Raw genomic sequence first — 18,964 nt, 5'->3', positions numbered from 1 at the left:
TTTGTACCCCGCGTACCCTTTTGGGGTGGGCCATCTTCAGATAAGCGACGTTTCTTTTTCCCTCGACGACGGACGCATGCTGCTGCGCGACGTCACCTTCAAGGTGGGCGAGGGCGACGTGGTCGCGCTCGTGGGCCCCAACGGAACCGGCAAGACCACCCTGACGCGCATCGCCCGCTCCGACCTCGCGCCGCACGAAGGCACCGTCGCCGTGACCGGAAACCTGGGGGTGATGACGCAGTTCATCGGCTCCGTGCGCGACAACTCAACCGTCGCGGACCTGCTGCTGTCTGTCGCCCCACCCAAGTTGCGCGCGCTCGCCGAGCGAGCCACGGCGTCGGAAGCCCGCATGTACGAGACGGGCACTGAGAAGGATCAGATGGCGTACGCAGATGCTGTGATTGCCTGGGGTGATGCCGGCGGCTACGAACTCGAGACGCTGTGGGACGTGTGCACCGTCTCCGCGATGGGGATCTCCTTCGACAAGGCCCGAGACCGCGAGGTGTCAACGCTGTCTGGCGGCGAGCAAAAGCGCCTAGTGCTTGAGGCGCTGCTGCGCGACGACCACGACGTGCTGATCCTGGACGAGCCGGACAACTACCTGGACGTGCCGGGAAAGCTGTGGCTCGAGGAGCAGCTGGTGGCGTCGCGCAAGGCGATCCTGCTGGTGAGCCACGACCGCGAGCTGCTGAACCGCGCCGCCACCAAGGTCGCGACCCTCGAACGCAATAGCCACGGCAACACGCTGTGGATCCACCCCTCCGGCTGGTCGACGTACCGCGAGGGCCGCGAGGCTCGCATCGCGCGCATGGAAGAGGACCTGCGCCGCTGGGACGAGGAGCACGCACGCATCAAGGACTTGGTGAGGACGATGCAGGCGCGAGCGGCCAGCAGCCCCGACATGGCCAACCGCTACGCCGCAGCAAAGACCAAGCTGCGCAAGTTCGAAGAGGCCGGCAAGCCAGAGCCCATTCCGCTGCCGCAGTCGGTCAACATGAAGCTGCGTGGCGGACGCACTGCTAAGCGCGCCGTCGTGATCGAGGAACTAGAGCTGACCGGATTGATGAAGCCGTTCAGCACGGAGATCTGGTACGGCGACCGCGTGGCACTGCTGGGCGCCAACGGCTCTGGCAAGTCGCACTTTCTGCGGCTGCTCGCAGCGGGTGGATCCGACCCGGACGTGGAGCACCAGCCGGTGGGTGACGTGGCTCCGAAGCCTGTCAACCACACTGGACACGTGGCGCTCGGACCACGCGTGCGCTCCGGCTGGTTCGCGCAGACCCATTCGCATCCCGAGTGGCAGGGTAAGACTCTGCTCGACCTGCTGCACCGCGGGGACGCTCACCGCAAGGGGTTGGACCGTTCGGCAGCCGAGAGCGTGTTGGACCGTTACGGTCTCGGGGCGTCGTCGGAGCAGAAGTTCGAGAGCCTGTCCGGAGGCCAGCAGGCACGTTTCCAGGTGCTGTTGCTAGAGCTCGCCGGGGCGACCATGCTGCTGTTGGACGAGCCCACCGACAACCTGGATCTAGAGTCCGCCGAGTCACTCGAGAGTGCTCTCATGTCCTTTGAGGGTGCGGTCATCGCCGTGACGCACGACCGCTGGTTCGCGGCCAACTTTGAGCGGTTCTTGGTTTTTGGCGAAGACGGCAATGTCACCGAGAGCTCAGAGCCCGTGTGGGACGTCGGCCGCGTCGACCGCGAGCGCTGACCACGCCGCCCGACCGGCGCGTGCCAGGCGCGTCGTACCGTGTCGCGGCATACTGGGGATATGGCATTCTCACCTCTCACGACCGGCAGGCTCACCCTTCGCGCGATGGTGCCAGGAGACGCCGAGGATCTAGCCGAGCGTCGTAGCGACCCCGCGACCGCGCGCTACCAGGCCTGGGTGGTGCCCTATCCGGTCGAGAGCGCACAGGACCTGATTGACGCCATGGTGGATCGCGGCGATGTGACCCCTGGCGAGTGGTTCCTGCTCGCGGTCGAGCGCACCAAGGATGGGCGCATCGTGGGTGACGTCGGCATCCGGCTATCCGAGGACAGCCACACCGCAGAGATCGGCTACACCCTGCACCCCTGGGCGCGGGGCCACTACTTCAGCACCGAGGCCACCGGGGCCGTGTGTGAATACGTCGTCAATGTGCTGGGCGTGCACCGCATCGAGGCCACCACCGATCCAGGAAACCTACCGTCCGTGCGGGTGCTAGACCGCCTGGGCTTTATCCACGAGGGAACCAAGCGGGAGTCCTACTGGGTGGGCGACCGGATCACCGATGACGCGATGTACGGACTACTGGCGCGCGAGTGGAAACAACGACAGTAAGTTGGCTGACTACCTGACCGGGTAGTCGGCCGCGCTTGGCACGATCCCGCCATAGGCGCCCTCGACCAATACCGTGCGCGCGCTACGGCACGCGTCGTAAATGCTCTCCTGCACTGCTTTCGCGGCGGCGTGCCCAATCAGGTCCACCTGCAGGTGAATGTCAGTCGCGGACTCTTTGAAGTACTGCGCGGTGGAGTTCAGCGGATCCGTCACCCGCGCGGTGGAGAACACGAAGACCGTGTCGCCATCCCCTGCCGTGTGTACGGGGTTAATGGCCCGCACCTGGCCATGGGTCGCAAAGTGCGCGACCTTCTCGTAGTGCTCGAGCGATCCTAGGTCGACGTTGATGCCCACCACGGTGATGGTGGTGTTGTGCTCGCTGCTGCCAGCATCCGCGCGCGTGAGGAACTCCGCAAGCTCCTCGTAGCTGGAGAAGCCACCGTTCTCGTCACGGTTGCCTGCCAAGATCTGACCGTTGGGGAGCACCACGTTGCCCACGGCGTTCACCACCGACATCGCGCAGACGGTGATGCCGCCGCCGGGGTTCGCGCCTGCGATATCCACGCGCGCGTTGCCCACGCCGCCTTTCATGGCGGGGTTCGATGCCCCCAAGTCCAGCCAGCGGTATTTGCCCACTGAAGCGCCGGTGCCGGCGCCCACGTTGCCGCTTGCCACCGCATCGGCCGTCGCGTTGGCGTAGGCCTCCCAGCCATAGTCAGCGCTGAACGACGCGACCTCCATGCCAAGGTCGTAGATCGCCGCGCCGGATACGGAGGGGTTCGTGATGCTTCCGTCCGGTCCGGACTTTGCTCCGACGCCATCGGCGCGCATGGCCTCCATGAGGCCCGCGCCCGTCAGCAGGCCGGTGCTCGAGCCGCCGGATACAAAGATCCCGCCGATGCCGTAGTCGGTGTGGCCGCCGCGCAGTCCCTCGAGGTTGAACCCCCCGGCGCCGCCGCCGTATGCCTTCACGGCGGCAGACAGTGGGCGGTCGAACACCACGGCCGTGCAGCCGGTTAGCGCGTCCACGTGCGTGGCATGACCCACCCGCACGCCGTCCAACGCGGTCAGCGTGTTGTTACGGACACGTGGCATGGCGGCGCTCACCGTCACGCTTCCGGCTTGGACCACGTCAGCGTGTAGCGGTACAGCAAGTGGTTCTTAATCTCGCAGCCGGGAAGAATCTCGACAGCGGCATCGCGCACCTCGTCGAACGTGTGCGGGGGCGGCCACGCACTGGGTGTTCCGTGGTCCCACCAGCCGCGCCACAGTCGCTGAGCCTTGTCAGCGAACGACGCGCCAATCTCCTTAGGCATGGTCTTCATGGTGCCCTTGCTCGCGCCCACCACGAGCACCACGCCTCCCGGAGCGACGAGCGCCTTGAGGCGCTCCAGCCCGACCGCGATATCGACGTGATGCAACACGGCGATGGCGCTCACCACGTCGTAGCCCTCAAGAGTGAGGTCGTGCGTGAGGAAGTCTCCTTCGAGGTAGTCGATGCCGGTCGTGTCCTGGGCCAGCGCCCGCTCAAGGGTGGGGCCGTCCTCATCAATGGCCGTCACAGCCAGGTGACGGGAGGCGAGTTCACGGGCGAACATTCCCTCTCCACAACCCACATCAATCGCAGTACGCGCGCTCTCCGGAATCAGATCCACGACCCGGCGCTGGTAGTGAATCGAGTAGTTCCAGCGGCGATCGTCGTCGACCACCTTCTTGGGGGCATCGGCCTTCTCTAGTTCCTCGCTCATGCGTCCATTGTCGCGCACACCACGCCACTCGCCTACAGAACCAGCCTGCGCTCGCGCATAATAGGAGGGTCCGATACCAAGGAGGCAACCGTGCGCCGTCGCATCGTCCGCTGGATCATCATCGCCATCGCTGTGCCCATCATCGCGAATGTCCTGCGAAAGTCGGGTGAGCACGTGGAGAGAACTCGCGGTCCAGAGTCGAAGGCCGCGAAGGGCCTGAAGGTTGCCGGCAGCGCCGTACGGTACGTCAAGTAGCGGCGGTTCTTTGTAGGGCGCGATGGTCCGAGCGCCCCTCCATGTAGGACTAGCCTAAAACCATGCCCGATGCCGCGCACCCGCTGGAAAGCGAGCCCCTCTACCTGCCCGATGAGCAGTTGAGACTGCTCATCGACGAGCAGTTTCCGCACCTTGCCGAACGCGAGCTTGGCCGTCGCTACACTCTTGAAGACCACTTCGCGATACGCATTGGGGACGACTACGGTGCGCTTTTTCCGCGCTACGCCGACCGGGACTACCTGTACGAGCGCGCTCCCGAATTGATACGCCCCCAGGCGCGTGCCTGGACCTTTCCCGCCAGCTTTCCCATCGCGGGTGGCGAACCGGGCCACGGCTACCCGTGCCACTGGACACTCGTCGAGTGGGTGTCCGCGTCGACTGCCGGCTTTGTGCCTCTTCACGCGGATTCCGCGGCGCCCTTTGGTTCCGCGATCCGTCAGATTCACACGAAGGCCCCGGCCGATGCCGCTACCAACCCCCACACGAGCGTCTCCCTTTCGCGGTTGGCACGCCGATTTGAGGAGCTTCTGAGCCGGGCCGCCGCTTCCGGCGCACCAGAACAGCGGGAAATTGACGCCGATGCCACACGCACCGTCTTCGAGCGCGGCATTGCGGCGCCCATGGACGTGGATCCCACCTGGACGCACGGCCGGCTCGAGCCCCGAGCTGTGCTTTCGGACCGCGGTCAGTTTGCCGGCGTCCTGCAATGGCACAACTACGGTAGCGGTGACCCGGCCGCGGACCTCGGCTACGCAACTAACCTTCTGCCCCGCACCGATCACCAGGCGCTCTACGACGCTTACGGCGCTATCAGCGCGGCCACCCATGCGCGCATCGGCGCCTTCCAGGTGTTTGCCGCCTTGCGGCACGTCTCGTTCGAGGACCCCTTTGTGATGCGTCTGGCGTGGGAGCGACTGCTGGAAATGGACCTCGCGGCCGAGGCGTAACGCGTCGCAGGCCCAGGCATGGAACAGTAGTCCCATGGAACTCTTCGAGACACCGCTGCCCGGCGTGGGCGTGCGCTACGAATTCACGGCTGAAGGCGGTGACCACGTGGGAGTGGTGGTCCGTCGCGACGGCAAGCGCGACATCGCGTTGTACGACCGCGAGGACCCGGATTCGTGCCGCGGCACCATAGAACTGACCGAGGGTGATGCGAGCAAGGTGGCGGAACTGCTGGGCGGCACCAACATCACCGCGCGCCTCGAGGAGCTCAAGCATAACGTCGAGGGCCTCGCGATCGAGTGGGTCACCATGCCGGACGGCGGCGGCCTGTCAGGAAAGACCATCGGCGACGGACGGATCCGAACCGAGACCTCCGCGTCCGTCGTGGCTGTCATCCGTGGCGAGGCTGCCATCCCCGGCCCGGAGCCCACGTTCTCCCTTGCCCCTGGCGACACTGTGCTCGTGATGGGCAGTGCCACGGCAGTGCGCCAGGCGACACAGATCCTGACCGGCTAGAGCCGTGACGTCCTGGGCCGCGCCGACTCTGGGGATGCCCCTGCCCATGGCTGCGGCGGGCGACACCGGGGACGTGCTGATCGAGCTTGGCGTCATCCTGGTGGTGCTCGCGCTGCTGGGGCGCCTTGCCGCGCGCATCGGCATCCCCTCCATCCCGCTTTATCTCCTGGCCGGCCTACTCATGGGCGACGGGGGCATCATCCCCATCTCCGCGGGCGAGGAGTTCCTCGAGATCGGCGCTCAGATAGGGGTGGTGCTGCTACTCCTGCTGCTGGGGCTTGAGTACTCGCCGCAGGACCTGCGCGACGGAATGAAGTCCAACTGGCGCGCTGGACTACTGGACCTGGTGGCGAACGGGGTACCCGGATTTGCGGTGGGGCTAATCCTGGGGTGGTCCATCACCGCCTCGCTGCTGCTGGGCGGCGTCACCTACATCTCGTCATCCGGAATCATCGCGCGGCTGCTCGACGACTTTGACCGCATGGCCAACCGCGAGACCCCCGTGATCCTGAGCCTGCTGGTGATGGAAGACATCGTGATGGCGATCTTCCTGCCGCTCATGGCTGTGCTGCTGGTGGGTGCGACGTTGGCTCAAGGAGCAATCGCGGCCGCGGTCGCGATTGGGCTGGTCGCCATTGCGTTCCTGGTGTCGATGCGATTCTCGACTCACGTCAACAAGATGGTGCACTCACACTCGCGCGAGTTGTTGCTGCTCGGAGTGCTGGGGCTAACGTTCCTGGTGGCCGGGCTGGCCGAGGCGGTGCAGGTCTCCGCCGCTGTGGGCGCCTTCCTCTTAGGGCTGACCCTGTCCGGCCAGGTCGCGGACGATGTGCGTGGCCTGCTGCCACCATTGCGCGATGTGTTCGGCGGGCTGTTCTTTGTCTTCTTTGGCATCGGCATCGACCCCCGCGACCTGCTGCCGGTACTGCTACCCGCCATCGGCCTCGCGGTAGTTACCGCGGTGACCAAGATCTCTACTGGAATCTGGGCGGCCTCCCGCGCCGGCATCGGCCCCAAGGGTCAATGGAGAACTGGGCTCTCGCTGGTCCCCCGTGGCGAGTTCTCGATCGTCATCGCCGGCCTAGGCGTGGCCGCTGGTGCGCAGGTGCAGTTGGGCCCGCTCGCCGCGGCCTACGTGCTGATCCTGGCGTTTGCGGGGTCCATCGCGATGAGGTTCGCGGACCGGATTCCATCGCCACTCAAGGCTGCCCGGCCTGTCAAGCAGGTGGGTCGCGAGCCAGGCTCCTAACGCGTTCCCATAAGGACCATTTCGTCAGGATCCTTGCCAGCGGGGCGAGTAGTCCGTAGGTTTGACGCATGCCCGACCACATCGACGATGCTCGCACGTCCGCACAGCGCTCGTTTGGCGGTGGGTTTCCGCAGTCGTTAGTTGCCACCCTAGGCACACGCGCACTCGCTTTGGCGGCGGTCCTCGCGTTGATTGCCGTCACGGTTTCGCCGAGCTCGGCATTCGCCGTCGCGGGCGGTGTTCCCCACACCGTTACTGCGACTATTCCGGCAGGAATCAAACCCCACAGCGTGGCATTTAGCCCCGATGGTTCGACCGCATACGTCACCAATGCGGGCACGGGCACTCCCAATACTTCCGGCGTGTCAGTGATAGACACCACTGACAACACGGTGTCCGCAACGATTCCCCTCAGTGGGTCCGTCGCTGGAGTCACAGTTAGTCCTGATGGATCCACTGTGTATGTTGCGAACTTCGTCGATAGTGTTCACGTCATTGACACGGCCACCAATACCCTCACGACTACAATCCAATCGGTATGTAGTTTGCCCTTCGCAGTCGCCGCCAGCCCGGACGGCAATGCGGTCTACGTGGCGTGCCGAACCGGCGACTCCCTGGCGGTCATCGATGCCGGCACCAATACCGTGACCGACACCATTCCCGCCGGTTCATCCCCCACCAGCATCGCGGTGAGCGCCGACAGTTCCACGGTCTACCTCAATAGCCCAGTTGAGGGGGAGGTTGAGGTTATCGACACAACGGACGGGTCCTTTACCTCGATCGACGTGGGCATTCGCGCCTGGAGGCTTGCCTTGAGTCCGGACGGCGGCAGCCTCTACGTCGCAACTTCGGATGCCACAGGAGGCAACCCTGGCCTCGCGATAGTCGCGACAGCCAGCAACGTCGTCACCTATAGCTCCCCGGCAACGAACATGCTCGGCCCATTTGCATTCAGCCTTGGCGGTCAACTGCTTTACACAACCAGCGATGACACCAACACCGTAATCGTCTACGACACGTCGAGCAACGATGTGGTTCACACCATCCCCGTGGGGGCGAGCCCCGCAGGTATTGCGGTCAGCCCCGACGGGACCCAGGCACTCGTCACCAACTACGGGGGCGATTCCGTATCGGTCATCTCCCTTGAACCCGTGAGCCCTGTGCCGAACGCACCCACTGGTGTGACTGCGAAGGCCGGCGAGTCCTCCATCGTCGTCACCTGGGACCCCCCCACAGACATTGGCGGAAGTAGTATCACGGGCTACGCCGTGACGGTATTTGACAGTGCGGGCGCCGTCGGAATCTACCCAGCCGGAGGTACGACGACTGGCCGCAGTATTGGGAACCTCGCCAACGGCACCGAATACACCGTCAGTGTCACCGCCAGCAACGACACGTTCAGCAGCGCTGCCTCCGAGTCCGCAACCGCCACCCCGACCGATGCGCGCACTCCCAACACGGTGACCGGCTCCATCGACGTGGGACAGAGCCCGTTCGGTGTCGCGGTCAGCCCCGAAGGCACGACCGCCTACGTCACCAACGGGGGCGAAAACACGGTCAGTGTGATCGAAACCACCACTAACACGATCACCGACACCATCACCGTGGGCAACGGCCCATGGGGTGTAGCAGTCAGCCCCGACGGCACCACCACCTACGTCACCAACGTGGAGGATCGCACGGTCAGCGTGATCGACACCACCACCAACGACGTCACCGACACCATCACCGTGGGCGAGAGCCCTTGGGATGTAGCCGTCAGCCCCGACGGCACCACCGCCTACGTCACCAACACTTTCGGTAACTCGGTCAGCGTGATCGACACCACCACCAACGACGTCACCGACACCATCACCGTGGGACGCCGCCCGTGGGGTGTAGCAGTCAGCCCCGACGGCACCACCGCCTACGTCACCAACGCGGGCGACGACGCGGTCAGCGTGATCGACACCACCACCAACGACGTCACCGACACCATCACCGTGGGTGAAAGCCCACAAGCTGTGGCGGTACGCCCGGACGGAACCACCGCCTACGTCACCAACTTTGACGACGACACGGTCAGCGTGATCGACACCACCACCAACGACGTCACCGACACCATCACCGTGGGACGCCGCCCGTGGGGTGCGGCGGTCAGCCCCGACGGCACCACCGCCTACGTCACCAACGTGGAGGATCGCACGGTCAGCGTGATCGACGCCACCACCAACGACGTCACCGACACCATCACCGTGGGTGACAGCCCGGTGGATGTAGCCGTCAGCCCCGACGGCACCACCGCCTACACCACCAACTTTGACGAGGGCTCGGTTAGCGTGATCGAGTTCCGTTCGGTCCCCGATGCTCCGGAGAACCTTGGCGCCACAGCGAGAGACAGTGAGGCATCACTCACCTGGGAGGCGCCAGGCTTCGACGGCATGTCACCCATCACCGACTTCGTGGTCGAGTACCGCGAAGCCGGTGGCACGTGGATGACATTTGCGGACGGCGCCTCGACCGCCACCGAGGCAACTGTCACCGGCCTGACCAACGGCACCGAGTACGAGTTCCAGGTCTCTGCCGTCAACTCCAAGGGCACCGGCACGGCTGCAACCGCCACCGCAACGCCCGTCACGACGCCCGATGCACCCACCGCCCTGACCGCGACTCCCGGCGATAGACAGGTCACCCTCAACTGGGTGGCACCAGCGTCCGATGGCGGCTCCCCCGTCACCGGCTACACCATCGAATACCGTGAACCTGGCGCGAGCTGGGTGCCGTATCTCCGCGATGGCAGCGGATCCGGGGGCGCAGGCACCGTCACCGCGATACTTCGCCTCGCACTGGGCACCGCCACCACCGCAACTGTCACGGGCCTGGCCGACGCCACCACCTACGAGTTCCGCGTCAGCGCCATCACCGACACCGGCCCGGGAACCGCCTCCAACGTCGCCACGGCGACCACCAACGCGGCAGTGGTTCCACCCATCCCCACTCCGACACCTACCCCCACGCCCACGCCCACGCCCACGCCCACGCCCACGCCCACGCCCACGCCCACGCCCACGCCCACGCCCACGCCTACGCCTACGCCTACCGCTACATCGGACTCCGGCGGCGGACTCAGCGGAACCGGCTTCGACGCCGCACCACTGGGCGGCCTCGCGGCACTCCTCGCCCTGGTCGGCATCGGCCTCTTCCTCGCGTCGCGCCGCACCCGTCGCCACGGCTAGCGGGACACCGTCCGCGGCGACGGTCAGCCGGCGCAGTTCGCGTTATAACTTGCGCTAATCGACTCCTGTTCGGTGATGATTTGCGAGGCGCCGCCAGTGGCCTTCTCGTAGGCGGTGAACTCCGCCTCGGGCACAGGGGTGTCGTAAGCGAGCAGGTTCTCCGCCTCAGTGTTGACCTCCGCGTAGTAGTCGAGAGACGAGGTCGGGTCGCCGTACGGGTCAACGCCGTGGCCCTCGAGCGTGCGCAGAGCCGCCACGGCATCGGCAAAAGCCTCGGTGCTGAAGGCGATGCTTCCCTCGTTGACGCCGTCGACCGTGGGTTGATTGTTCAGCTGCGAGAGGGTCTGAACTCCATAGCCAAAGGTCAGCAGCTGCTGCTGTGAGATGGAACCGCAGTCCACCTCGCCCGCCGGCACCCCTGCACCGTTGTCGTCCGGCGCCGAGTCGATGGGGCTCTGGTCCGCGAACGGGTCGCCACCGAGCCCGGGACCGCGCGATTCCGGGGTCGACGAGCATGCCGTCAGCAGCAGGGGCACAGCAATCAGCAGCGCGACAATTCTTCGCATGATTCAACGGTAGCGCGCGCACAGCCGTAGCGGAACTCTGGTGGACAATGGATCCCATGATTCGCAACGCCACCCCGGCCGATGCAGCTGCCATCGCCGAGCTGTACGCCTATTACGTCGACGAGACGGTCATTACTTTTGAGATAGATCCCGTGCCCGCCGAGGAACTGGCCCGTCGCATCGGCGTGGTCCAGGACTCGGGACTGCCCTGGCTGGTCACGGAGGAGGACGGCGAAGTGGTGGGCTTCGCGTACGCCGCCCCGTATCGCCCCCGCGCGGCCTACCTGCATTCGGTGGAAGTCTCCATCTATCTGAGACACGGTATCCAGGGCCGTGGCGTCGGTGGCGCGCTGTATCGCGAGCTGCTCGCGCGACTTCGCGAGCTACCCGTCCACCTAGCGTTGTCGCTGATCGCGCTTCCCAACGACGCGTCCGTCGCTCTTCACGAACGGCTGGGCTTCACTCACGCCGGCACCTTCACGGAGGTGGGCCGCAAGTTCGACCGCTGGATCGACGTCGGGCACTGGCAGTTACTGCTCGAGGGCTAGCCCAGCCTCGCCGCCAAAGTGGCTATTATCCGGCCATCAGCCCCGCGACTCCCGTACGGCTGCATGCGTCGAGCACCAGATCATCGCCACTTTGGCAACGGGCGCCCAGACGCAGAAGCGGCCCGGCTCCCCCTGAAGGGAACCGGGCCGCCGCGTTAAGCGAAGAAGTGCGAGTTACGCGGAGCGCACTGCCTTGGTCGCCTCGAGCATGTGCTCGAGCGACTCATTGGTCTCGGCGTAGCCACGGGTCTTCAGACCGCAGTCAGGGTTGACCCACAGCTGCTTGCCAGGGATCGAGTCCTTGGCCAGCTGCAGCAGCTCGGTGACTTCCTGCGTGGACGGCACGCGAGGCGAGTGAATGTCCCACACGCCGGGGCCGATCTGGCGCTCGTAGCCGTGCTGCTTGATGGCCGGGAGGACCTCCATGCGCGAACGGGCAGCCTCGATCGAGGTCACGTCGGCGTCGAGGCCGTCGATCGCGTCGATGATCTCGCCGAACTCCGAGTAGCACAGGTGCGTGTGGACCTGCGTGTCGTCCTTCGCGCCGGCCGTGGACAGGCGGAACGAGTTCACGGACCAGTCCAGGTACGAGCGCTGGTCGGCCTTCTTCAGGGGAAGCAGCTCGCGCAGGGCGGGCTCGTCCACCTGGATGATGCCGATTCCGGCAGCCTCGAGGTCGGCGATCTCCTGGCGAAGCGCGAGGCCCACCTGGTTGGCGGTGGTGCCCAGCGGCTGGTCGTCGCGAACGAACGACCACGCAAGGATGGTCACGGGACCCGTGAGCATGCCCTTGACCGGCTTGTCCGACAGCGACTGCGCGTACTCGGCCCAGCGCACCGTCATGGCCTCGGGGCGAGCAACGTCTCCCCAGAGGATGGACGGACGCGTGCAGCGCGAGCCATAGGACTGAACCCAGCCGTTCTTGGTGACGTCGAAGCCGTCGAGGAGCTCGGCGAAGTACTGCACCATGTCGTTGCGCTCGGCCTCACCGTGCACCAGGACGTCGAGTCCCAGGTCTTCCTGCAGCTTCACGACGGAGGCAATCTCCGCCTTCATCGCGGCCTCGTAGCCGGCGTCGTCCAGCTCACCCTTGGCCCACGCGGCACGTGCCTTGCGGATGTCGGGGGTCTGGGGGAACGAGCCGATGGTGGTGGTGGCGAGTTCCGGCAGGTTGAAGCGGTCGGCCTGTGCTGCCTCGCGCACCGAGTAGGCGCTGCGCTGGAAGTCCGCGGGCGAGATGCCAGCGAGTCCGTCGCGCACGTCGGCACGGTTGGTGCCCGGGTGAGCGGCACGCGATGCGAGGGCGGTGCGAGCCTCGGACAGGGCGCCGGCGACGGCACCCTCACCCTCGCTGCGGGCTTTAGACAGCGTGACGATCTCCGCGACCTTCTCGTCCGCGAACGCGAGCCACGAGATCAGCTCTGCACCCAGGTGCTCCTCACCCTGCAGGGTGTGAGGCACGTGGAACAGCGACGTCGAGGTCGCGACGGTGACGGTACCACCCAGCGACTCGAGCGCGTCGGCCTTGGCAAGCGCCTCGTCGAGGTTGGTGCGCCAGATGTTGTGACCGTCCACGACACCAGCAACCACGGTCTTGCCGCGCAGGTCGACGCTTGCGGGAACGGAGCCACGGACCAGGTCCAGGCCGATGGCCTCGACGCCGGTGGCCGCGAGCACGGGCAGTGCGTCGTCGAGCGAGGCGTACGGAGCGGCAACGAACAGCGCGGGGCGGTTGGTGGCCGCGGACAGTGCGTCGTAGACCTTGGTCGCGTTGGCGAGGACCTCGGTGCGGTCGTTGTCGGTGTCGGCGACCAGGATGGGCTCGTCGATCTGAACCCACTCGGCTCCGGCTTCCTTGAACGCTGCGAGGAGCTCAAGGTAGATGGCGAGCAGGTCGCCCAGGCGCTCGATGGGCTGGTAGCCGCTCGGAGCATCGTCCGATGCCTTGGCGAGGTACAGGAACGTGAGCGGGCCCGTGATGACGGGGCGCGTGACGAAGCCGGCTTCCTTGGCCTCGATGAACTCGTCAACCCAGCGGGTCGAGTTCAGCTGGAACTCGGTCTCGGGGCCGATCTCGGGAACCAGGTAGTGGTAGTTGGTGTCGAACCACTTGGTCATCTCGAGCGGCGCCTTGTTGCCCACGCCACGCGCGATGGTGGAGTAGCCGGCCAGGTCAACCGAGCCATCGGCTGCACGGAGGTCGTTGAAACGAGTGGGGACGGCGCCAAAGGTCACGCAGGCGTCGAGCACGTGGTCGTAGAAGCTGAAGTTCGACGGGATCGACGAGTTGGTGCGGCCCAGGCCGAGCGCGGCGAGGCGGTCGCGGTTCTCGGTGCGCAACGAGGCGGCGGTTGCCTCCAGATCGGCAGCGGTCGAGGCGCCCTTCCAGAACGACTCGAGCGCCTTCTTCAGTTCACGCATTCGGCCGATGCGGGGGTAACCAAGAATGGTTCCGCCGGGGAAGGCGGTCGCAGGGGCAGAGGCGTTATTGAGTTCAGACATATTTCCTCGAAAGGTGTGGGGTGCGCGGCGGGCTCGCCATTGCGCTTGGTCGACGCTTACGTTGCGCCGATGCTGTGGTCGCGATTCTAGCGTGTCGAGCCCCTAGGAGCCAATGGCGGCGTGCTAGCTCGCGGACTCCGCACCGCGTAGCGCGGACTGCAGGTCACGCGCGGTGCGATCCAGGTGCTGCTTCATAGCTCGCTCCGCGCCCTTAGAGTCCCCTGCCACTACCAGGTCGTAGATGTGGCGATGCTCCGCGACGGCGTCAAAGATGTCACCACCGCTCGCCATGAACCCGGTAAAACTCTGAGAGAAGCTGTGGTGCAGGGCTTCGGCAAGACTCTCCAGCAGCAGCGAGAGCATCTGATTGCCGCTGGCAAGCGCGAGGGCCTCGTGGAATCCCACGTCAGCTGAGTTGTAGCGCGTCACGCTTTCCGGGGTGCCGTCGATCGACTCAGCGGCTCGCTGCATTTCATCCAACGCGCTACTCATGGCCGCGAGCGCCGCACGATTGGTGCGCTTAGCAGCCTCGGACGCGGACAACACCTCGAGCGAACGGCGAATGCCGAGCAATTCGAGCACGGCACGCGAGTCTCGGCGGATCGCGATGGTCAGGAAGCGCGACATCACCGTGCTGTCCGGGTGGCGCACGGTGGGGCGGCGGCCGCGGCTCAGCTCGACCAAACCCTGGCCCGCGAGGACCTTGAGCCCTTCGCGAATCGTCAGCCTGCTGACCCCTAGTGACTCCGCCAGTGTGGTCTCGGCGGGCAACTGGTCGCCCGCCTCGTGCTGGCCAACGATCAGTTCCTCGAGTTCGCGCAACACATACGCGAGCGCGGTCTCACCCTCACGGGCACCCGCGGCGGCAACTGCGGATCCGTCTCCAGAGGCGGAGGCGGGTGGTCCGTCAGTAGTCGTGACTTTTGTGGCCATGTCACGGAGCCTATCTGATTAGTTCGGGCTCGGGCGAGCGGTTTTCGGCGATTTGAGGCCTGAGCCTCCCCTCAAATGTCTCGAAAGATAACGAATAGTCTGAAGAACTTGACATACCACCTTGTTGTCAATGATGATCAAGTTGCGCGAATAGCACTGGCACTCACACGGAGATGCGCGTGGCAGGGGCGCTATCCAAACAGCACAGCCGTACAAAGTTGTATGACATCCCGAACTGAACTACTCAAAGGAGAGTGGAATGACCATCACCAACCGTTTCCAACGCGTCGGGGCCATCGGTGCCGCTGCAGTTCTCGTGTTCTCGCTTGCTGCCTGCAGCTCTGGTCAGGAAGAGGCGACCGACGCCTCCACCGATACCACCAACGCCGCTCCTGCCGAGGCTGACGAGGTTCTCAAAATCACCTATATCCAGAAGCAGGGTGACCAGCAATACTTCGTCGACGAGGCCGAAGGGGCCAAGGCGCAGGCCGACGAACTCGGCAACGTCGAGGTGACCATGGTCGACGTAGGAACCGACTCGAATGCCGCCATCACGGCCGTCAACACCGCAGTTGCCCAGGGTGCAGATGGCGTCGCCATCGTCGTGCCCGACGCCAAGATCGGACCTCAGGTCGCGCAGATCCTCGACAAGGCCGGCATCCCCTACGTGGCCTCCGACGACCCGTTCGAACTGGCAGACGGCACGCCCGCCCCCTGGGTGAGCATCGACTCGCTCACGATGGGTCAGCAGGTGGGCGAGAAGGCTGGCGAGCTTTATGTGGCAGCCGGCTGGTCGGCGGACGACACCCGCATCATCAGCGTCAAGCAGGAGGACCTGGGTGTGTGCCAGGACCGTGAGACCGGTCAACTTGAGATGTTCACCGAGGTCGCAGGCGAGACTCCCGACGTCGTGATGGTCGGTACCGACAACTCCACTCCTGCAGCGCTCAGCAAGACCGGAGCGGCCATCACCGCGAACCAGGGCGTCAAGCACTGGGTCGTCGTCGGATGCAACGACGAGGGCGTGACCGGCTCGGTCAAGGCCCTTGAGAACAGCGGCGTCGCCGCAGACGACGTCATCGGCGTCGGCCTGGGTGCCTACCTCGCGTGCAAGGACTGGAAGGCCGGCGTTGAGTCGGGCAACAAGGCAGCGCTGTACATCGACGGACGCGTCGACGGTGCCGCATCGGTCAAGGTCCTCGTGGACCACCTGCGCACGGGGGACCCCATCCCCGCGGAGACCCTCGGTAAGGCAGTCATGGTTGACGCCGACACCTGGGAAGACTCCGGGATGCTCTGCGGCTAACGCAGCACACCCTCTCCTTGGGGCGCACCGGGCAACCGGTGCGCCCCTCCCCCAACACTTAGGAGCGCTGATGAACTCGACGCAAAATCATGACGCGGAGCAGCCGCTGCACGACACGAATGGCGATGCACCGCCCGTGCTGCAGATGCGTGGCATCACCAAGTCGTTCGGCCCCATCCGTGCACTCAGCGGCGTGGATCTCGACGTGCGTGCTGGTGAAGTCCTCGCGGTCATGGGCGAGAACGGAGCAGGCAAGTCCACGATCTTGAAGATCCTCAGCGGTGAACACGCACCCTCGAGCGGATCAATCAACTTGGCAGGTGCAGACCGCACTTTCTCCTCCCCCTTTGAGGCCAAGGCGGCCGGCATCCGCGTGATCTACCAAGAGCCCGAGATCCTGGACGACGTCTCTGTGGCCGAGAACGTCTTCATTGGATCCATCCCGCGCCACGCACGCTTCGTTAGCCGTCACGAGGTCATCGCAGAAACCCAGGCCGTCATTGACCGTCTGGGATTCTCCTCTGCTATCAGCCCGACGACCCTGGGGTCTCGCCTCTCACCCGCACAGCGCCAGCTGGTAGAAATCCTCCGCGCGCTCAAGGACGACTCGGTCGCAGTCATTGCCTTCGACGAGCCCACCTCTTCACTGTCCGAGCACGAGGTAGAGGCGCTGTTCGCGTTCATCGCGCGCCTGCGCGCCTCCGGAACGGCCGTCATCTACGTCTCACACCGTATGAAGGAGATTGCCGAGATCGCCGACCGTGTCGCCGTGTTGCGCGACGGCCAGTCCGTCTTCGCCTCGCTGATGTCCGACACCGACGAGTCCGAGATGGTGCGAAACATGGTGGGCCGTGACGTCTTCGGCGCCTTCGATCGCGACCACACCGAGGCGGGCGAGATCGTGCTCGAGGTTAAGGAGCTCACTACGGCAGACGTCTCCAACATCTCGTTTCACGTGCGGGCCGGCGAAGTAGTCGCGTTTTCCGGCCTTGTGGGTGCGGGGCGCACCGAGCTTGCCAAGGCACTCGCAGGCGATGCCGAGATCCTCAGCGGCACCATCGCCATCTCCGGCGAGGTGCAGAAACTTCGTTCGCCGATCGACGCTGTGCGTGCAGGAATCGGTCTCGCTCCCGAGGAGCGCAAGACCGAGGCGCTCGTTATGACGCGTTCTATCAAGGAAAACATCTCCCTCGTCGTCCTCAACTCACTCACCCGCGCACGCTTTGTGCGGCGCGGGTTGGAGAGCGGGCTGGTCGCCGACTATATGAAGCGACTGCGCGTGCGCGCAGGGTCCATGGACCAGGAGGTAAAGACCCTGTCCGGCGGCAACCAGCAAAAGGTCGTCGTTGCACGCTGGCTGGCACGCAAGCCTAAGGTGCTCATCCTCGACGAACCCACCCGCGGAGTTGACGTTGGCGCAAAGGCCGACATCTACCGGATCATCGGCGAACTCGCAGCTGAAGGCATCGCCGTGGTCGTGATCTCGAATGAACTCATCGAGGTCATTGGCCTGGCCGACCGCATCCTCGTGATGCGTGGCGGAGAAATCGTGGGCGAAGTCGCCCGCGCCGACGCGACCGAACAAAACGTACTGACCTTGGCGATCTCGGACTCCCTTGATCAACCGACAAACTCGGGCAACGTCGCCCTGGAAGGAACATCATGACCATCTCAACAGGGAGCGCCTCTCCCACGCAGATCGCTCCGCCTGAGGACAAGCCCGGCGCAAAGCGCGAGCTCAGCTTCGCCGCGAAGTTCGTGGCCCGCGTCGGCGCGCAAAATCTGAGCCTCATCGTCGCGCTCATCGTGCTCGCGGCGGCCATCGGCTCTCAGAACGCCAACTTCTTCAGCCTGCCTAACATGCAGGTCATCGGCGAGGGTGTCGCCATCCTGGGTGTACTCGCCGTGGGACAGACCGTGATCATGCTGCTCGGCGGCCTGGACATCTCGGTCGGCTCGCAAGCGGGACTCGCCTCCGTGATCAGTGCCATGGTGTTCACCTCCAGCGGCAGCGCCATCTTCGGCATGGCTGTAGCAATCGTGGTCGGCGCGGTCGCCGGTCTGGTCAACGCGCTCATCATTGTGTACGGGCGCGTGAACGCGGTCATCGCCACCCTCGCAACGTTCGCGGCCTACCGCGGAGTCGTGAACCTCGTCTCCAACGGCTCTGCCCAGGGCTACACCGGTGGCGACGACGTCTTCACCTTCCTGTCGCTCGGCAAGATCGCGGGCATCCCTGTGCTCATCCTGGTCTTCCTCGTGATCGCCGCGCTGGTCTACACAATGCTCACGTTCACCGACATCGGCCGCAACATCTATGCGATCGGTGGCAACAAGGTCGCCGCCCGCTTATCCGGCCTGCGCATCAACAAGTACGTGATCGGCGCCTACATGCTGATGGGTGTGATCGCGGCAATAGCAGGAATCTTGCTGACAGCACGCACGGGCTCCGGTCAGCCCACGTCAGGTAGCCAGGGACTCGAGCTTCAGGTCATCACAGCCGTTGCGCTCGGTGGTTGTGCGCTCCAAGGAGGCAAGGGCTCAATCATCGGCACCGTGCTCGCCGTCATCCTGTTGGGCGTGCTGACCAACGGTTTGCAGATTCTTGGAGTCAACTCCTTCTGGCAGGACATCGCGCAGGGCACCATGCTCGTGATCGCCGTGGTGATTCAGCAGCGCCGTCGCGGAACCCGCGCAGTGGGCCTACCTGACTAACCGTTACCCCCCGCATAAGAAGAGCCGGCGCCCTGCACTACCAGGGCGCCGGCTCTTTGCGTTGCCCAGGCGGCGACGAGGGACACGCCACCCAGCCCAGCCCATGCTGCGCCGGACCAGGCGAG

General features: G+C 65.1%; 16 protein-coding genes. 11 read left to right on the top strand and 5 right to left on the bottom strand.

Annotation, left to right across the window (positions count from 1 at the left end; translation table 11 throughout):
- The first annotated feature begins 25 nt into the window (after positions 1 to 25).
- Both AOP77_RS05790 and AOP77_RS05785 read left to right on the top strand, forming a co-directional pair.
- Positions 26 to 1,708 carry an ABC-F family ATP-binding cassette domain-containing protein gene (locus tag AOP77_RS05790; protein WP_062210527.1) on the top strand — a complete coding sequence of 561 codons (1,683 nt, stop codon included), beginning with the start codon at positions 26 to 28 and terminating at the stop codon, positions 1,706 to 1,708.
- 60 nt (positions 1,709 to 1,768) lie between these two features.
- Positions 1,769 to 2,320 carry a GNAT family N-acetyltransferase gene (locus AOP77_RS05785; protein ID WP_062210522.1) on the top strand — a complete coding sequence of 184 codons (552 nt, stop codon included), beginning with the start codon at positions 1,769 to 1,771 and terminating at the stop codon, positions 2,318 to 2,320.
- Positions 2,321 to 2,329: 9 nt separating this feature from the next.
- Here the strand turns inward: AOP77_RS05785 and AOP77_RS05780 are convergent, their stop codons facing one another.
- Positions 2,330 to 3,415, bottom strand: coding sequence for a P1 family peptidase (locus AOP77_RS05780; protein ID WP_152649784.1), 1,086 nt, complete (start codon positions 3,413 to 3,415; stop codon positions 2,330 to 2,332).
- 14 nt (positions 3,416 to 3,429) lie between these two features.
- Positions 3,430 to 4,068, bottom strand: a complete 639-nt coding sequence (locus AOP77_RS05775) for a class I SAM-dependent methyltransferase (RefSeq protein WP_062210517.1) — start codon at positions 4,066 to 4,068, stop codon at positions 3,430 to 3,432.
- A gap of 90 nt (positions 4,069 to 4,158) precedes the next feature.
- Between AOP77_RS05775 and AOP77_RS12345 the strand changes: the two genes are divergently transcribed.
- The 5 genes from AOP77_RS12345 to AOP77_RS05755 all read left to right on the top strand — a co-directional run bounded on the left by AOP77_RS12345 (position 4,159) and on the right by AOP77_RS05755 (position 10,269).
- Positions 4,159 to 4,323: a hypothetical protein gene (locus AOP77_RS12345; protein ID WP_160300054.1), complete on the top strand. Its 165-nt coding sequence runs from the start codon at positions 4,159 to 4,161 to the stop codon at positions 4,321 to 4,323.
- Positions 4,324 to 4,385: 62 nt separating this feature from the next.
- Positions 4,386 to 5,291, top strand: coding sequence for a phosphotransferase (locus AOP77_RS05770; protein WP_062210515.1), 906 nt, complete (start codon positions 4,386 to 4,388; stop codon positions 5,289 to 5,291).
- 34 nt (positions 5,292 to 5,325) lie between these two features.
- Positions 5,326 to 5,805 carry a cation:proton antiporter regulatory subunit gene (locus tag AOP77_RS05765; RefSeq protein ID WP_062210513.1) on the top strand — a complete coding sequence of 160 codons (480 nt, stop codon included), beginning with the start codon at positions 5,326 to 5,328 and terminating at the stop codon, positions 5,803 to 5,805.
- 34 nt (positions 5,806 to 5,839) lie between these two features.
- A complete protein-coding gene (locus tag AOP77_RS05760) occupies positions 5,840 to 7,054 on the top strand; it encodes a cation:proton antiporter (RefSeq protein WP_236685760.1) in 1,215 nt (404 codons plus the stop codon).
- A gap of 68 nt (positions 7,055 to 7,122) precedes the next feature.
- A complete protein-coding gene (locus tag AOP77_RS05755; RefSeq protein ID WP_062210508.1) occupies positions 7,123 to 10,269 on the top strand; it encodes a fibronectin type III domain-containing protein in 3,147 nt (1,048 codons plus the stop codon).
- Between the two features lie 23 nt (positions 10,270 to 10,292).
- Here the strand turns inward: AOP77_RS05755 and AOP77_RS05750 are convergent, their stop codons facing one another.
- Positions 10,293 to 10,835, bottom strand: coding sequence for a putative periplasmic lipoprotein (locus AOP77_RS05750; protein ID WP_062210505.1), 543 nt, complete (start codon positions 10,833 to 10,835; stop codon positions 10,293 to 10,295).
- Between the two features lie 56 nt (positions 10,836 to 10,891).
- On the opposite strand from AOP77_RS05750, the gene AOP77_RS05745 reads away from it, so the two are divergent.
- On the top strand, positions 10,892 to 11,383 hold the full coding sequence (locus AOP77_RS05745; RefSeq protein ID WP_062211530.1) for a GNAT family N-acetyltransferase: 492 nt from the start codon (positions 10,892 to 10,894) through the stop codon (positions 11,381 to 11,383).
- Positions 11,384 to 11,557: 174 nt separating this feature from the next.
- Here AOP77_RS05745 and metE read toward each other — a convergent pair whose 3' ends face one another.
- Positions 11,558 to 13,885, bottom strand: a complete 2,328-nt coding sequence (metE, locus tag AOP77_RS05740) for a 5-methyltetrahydropteroyltriglutamate--homocysteine S-methyltransferase (RefSeq protein WP_061963176.1) — start codon at positions 13,883 to 13,885, stop codon at positions 11,558 to 11,560.
- A gap of 123 nt (positions 13,886 to 14,008) precedes the next feature.
- A complete protein-coding gene (locus AOP77_RS05735) occupies positions 14,009 to 14,818 on the bottom strand; it encodes a FadR/GntR family transcriptional regulator (RefSeq protein ID WP_062210502.1) in 810 nt (269 codons plus the stop codon).
- 259 nt (positions 14,819 to 15,077) lie between these two features.
- Between AOP77_RS05735 and AOP77_RS05730 the strand changes: the two genes are divergently transcribed.
- From AOP77_RS05730 to AOP77_RS05720, 3 genes are all read left to right on the top strand, one after another.
- Positions 15,078 to 16,124 carry a substrate-binding domain-containing protein gene (locus AOP77_RS05730; RefSeq protein WP_084622350.1) on the top strand — a complete coding sequence of 349 codons (1,047 nt, stop codon included), beginning with the start codon at positions 15,078 to 15,080 and terminating at the stop codon, positions 16,122 to 16,124.
- A gap of 70 nt (positions 16,125 to 16,194) precedes the next feature.
- Positions 16,195 to 17,790, top strand: a complete 1,596-nt coding sequence (locus AOP77_RS05725) for a sugar ABC transporter ATP-binding protein (protein WP_201774091.1) — start codon at positions 16,195 to 16,197, stop codon at positions 17,788 to 17,790.
- On the top strand, positions 17,787 to 18,839 hold the full coding sequence (locus tag AOP77_RS05720) for an ABC transporter permease (protein WP_062210499.1): 1,053 nt from the start codon (positions 17,787 to 17,789) through the stop codon (positions 18,837 to 18,839). Before AOP77_RS05725 ends, AOP77_RS05720 begins: the two co-directional genes overlap by 4 nt.
- Positions 18,840 to 18,964: the final 125 nt, after the last annotated feature.

The sequence above is a fragment of the Demequina oxidasica genome (assembly GCF_000975115.1).
Taxonomy (GTDB): Bacteria; Actinomycetota; Actinomycetes; order Actinomycetales; family Demequinaceae; genus Demequina; species Demequina oxidasica.
The sequence above is the reverse complement of the archived record's forward strand: the minus strand, read 5'-3'. Positions and strand labels throughout refer to the sequence as shown.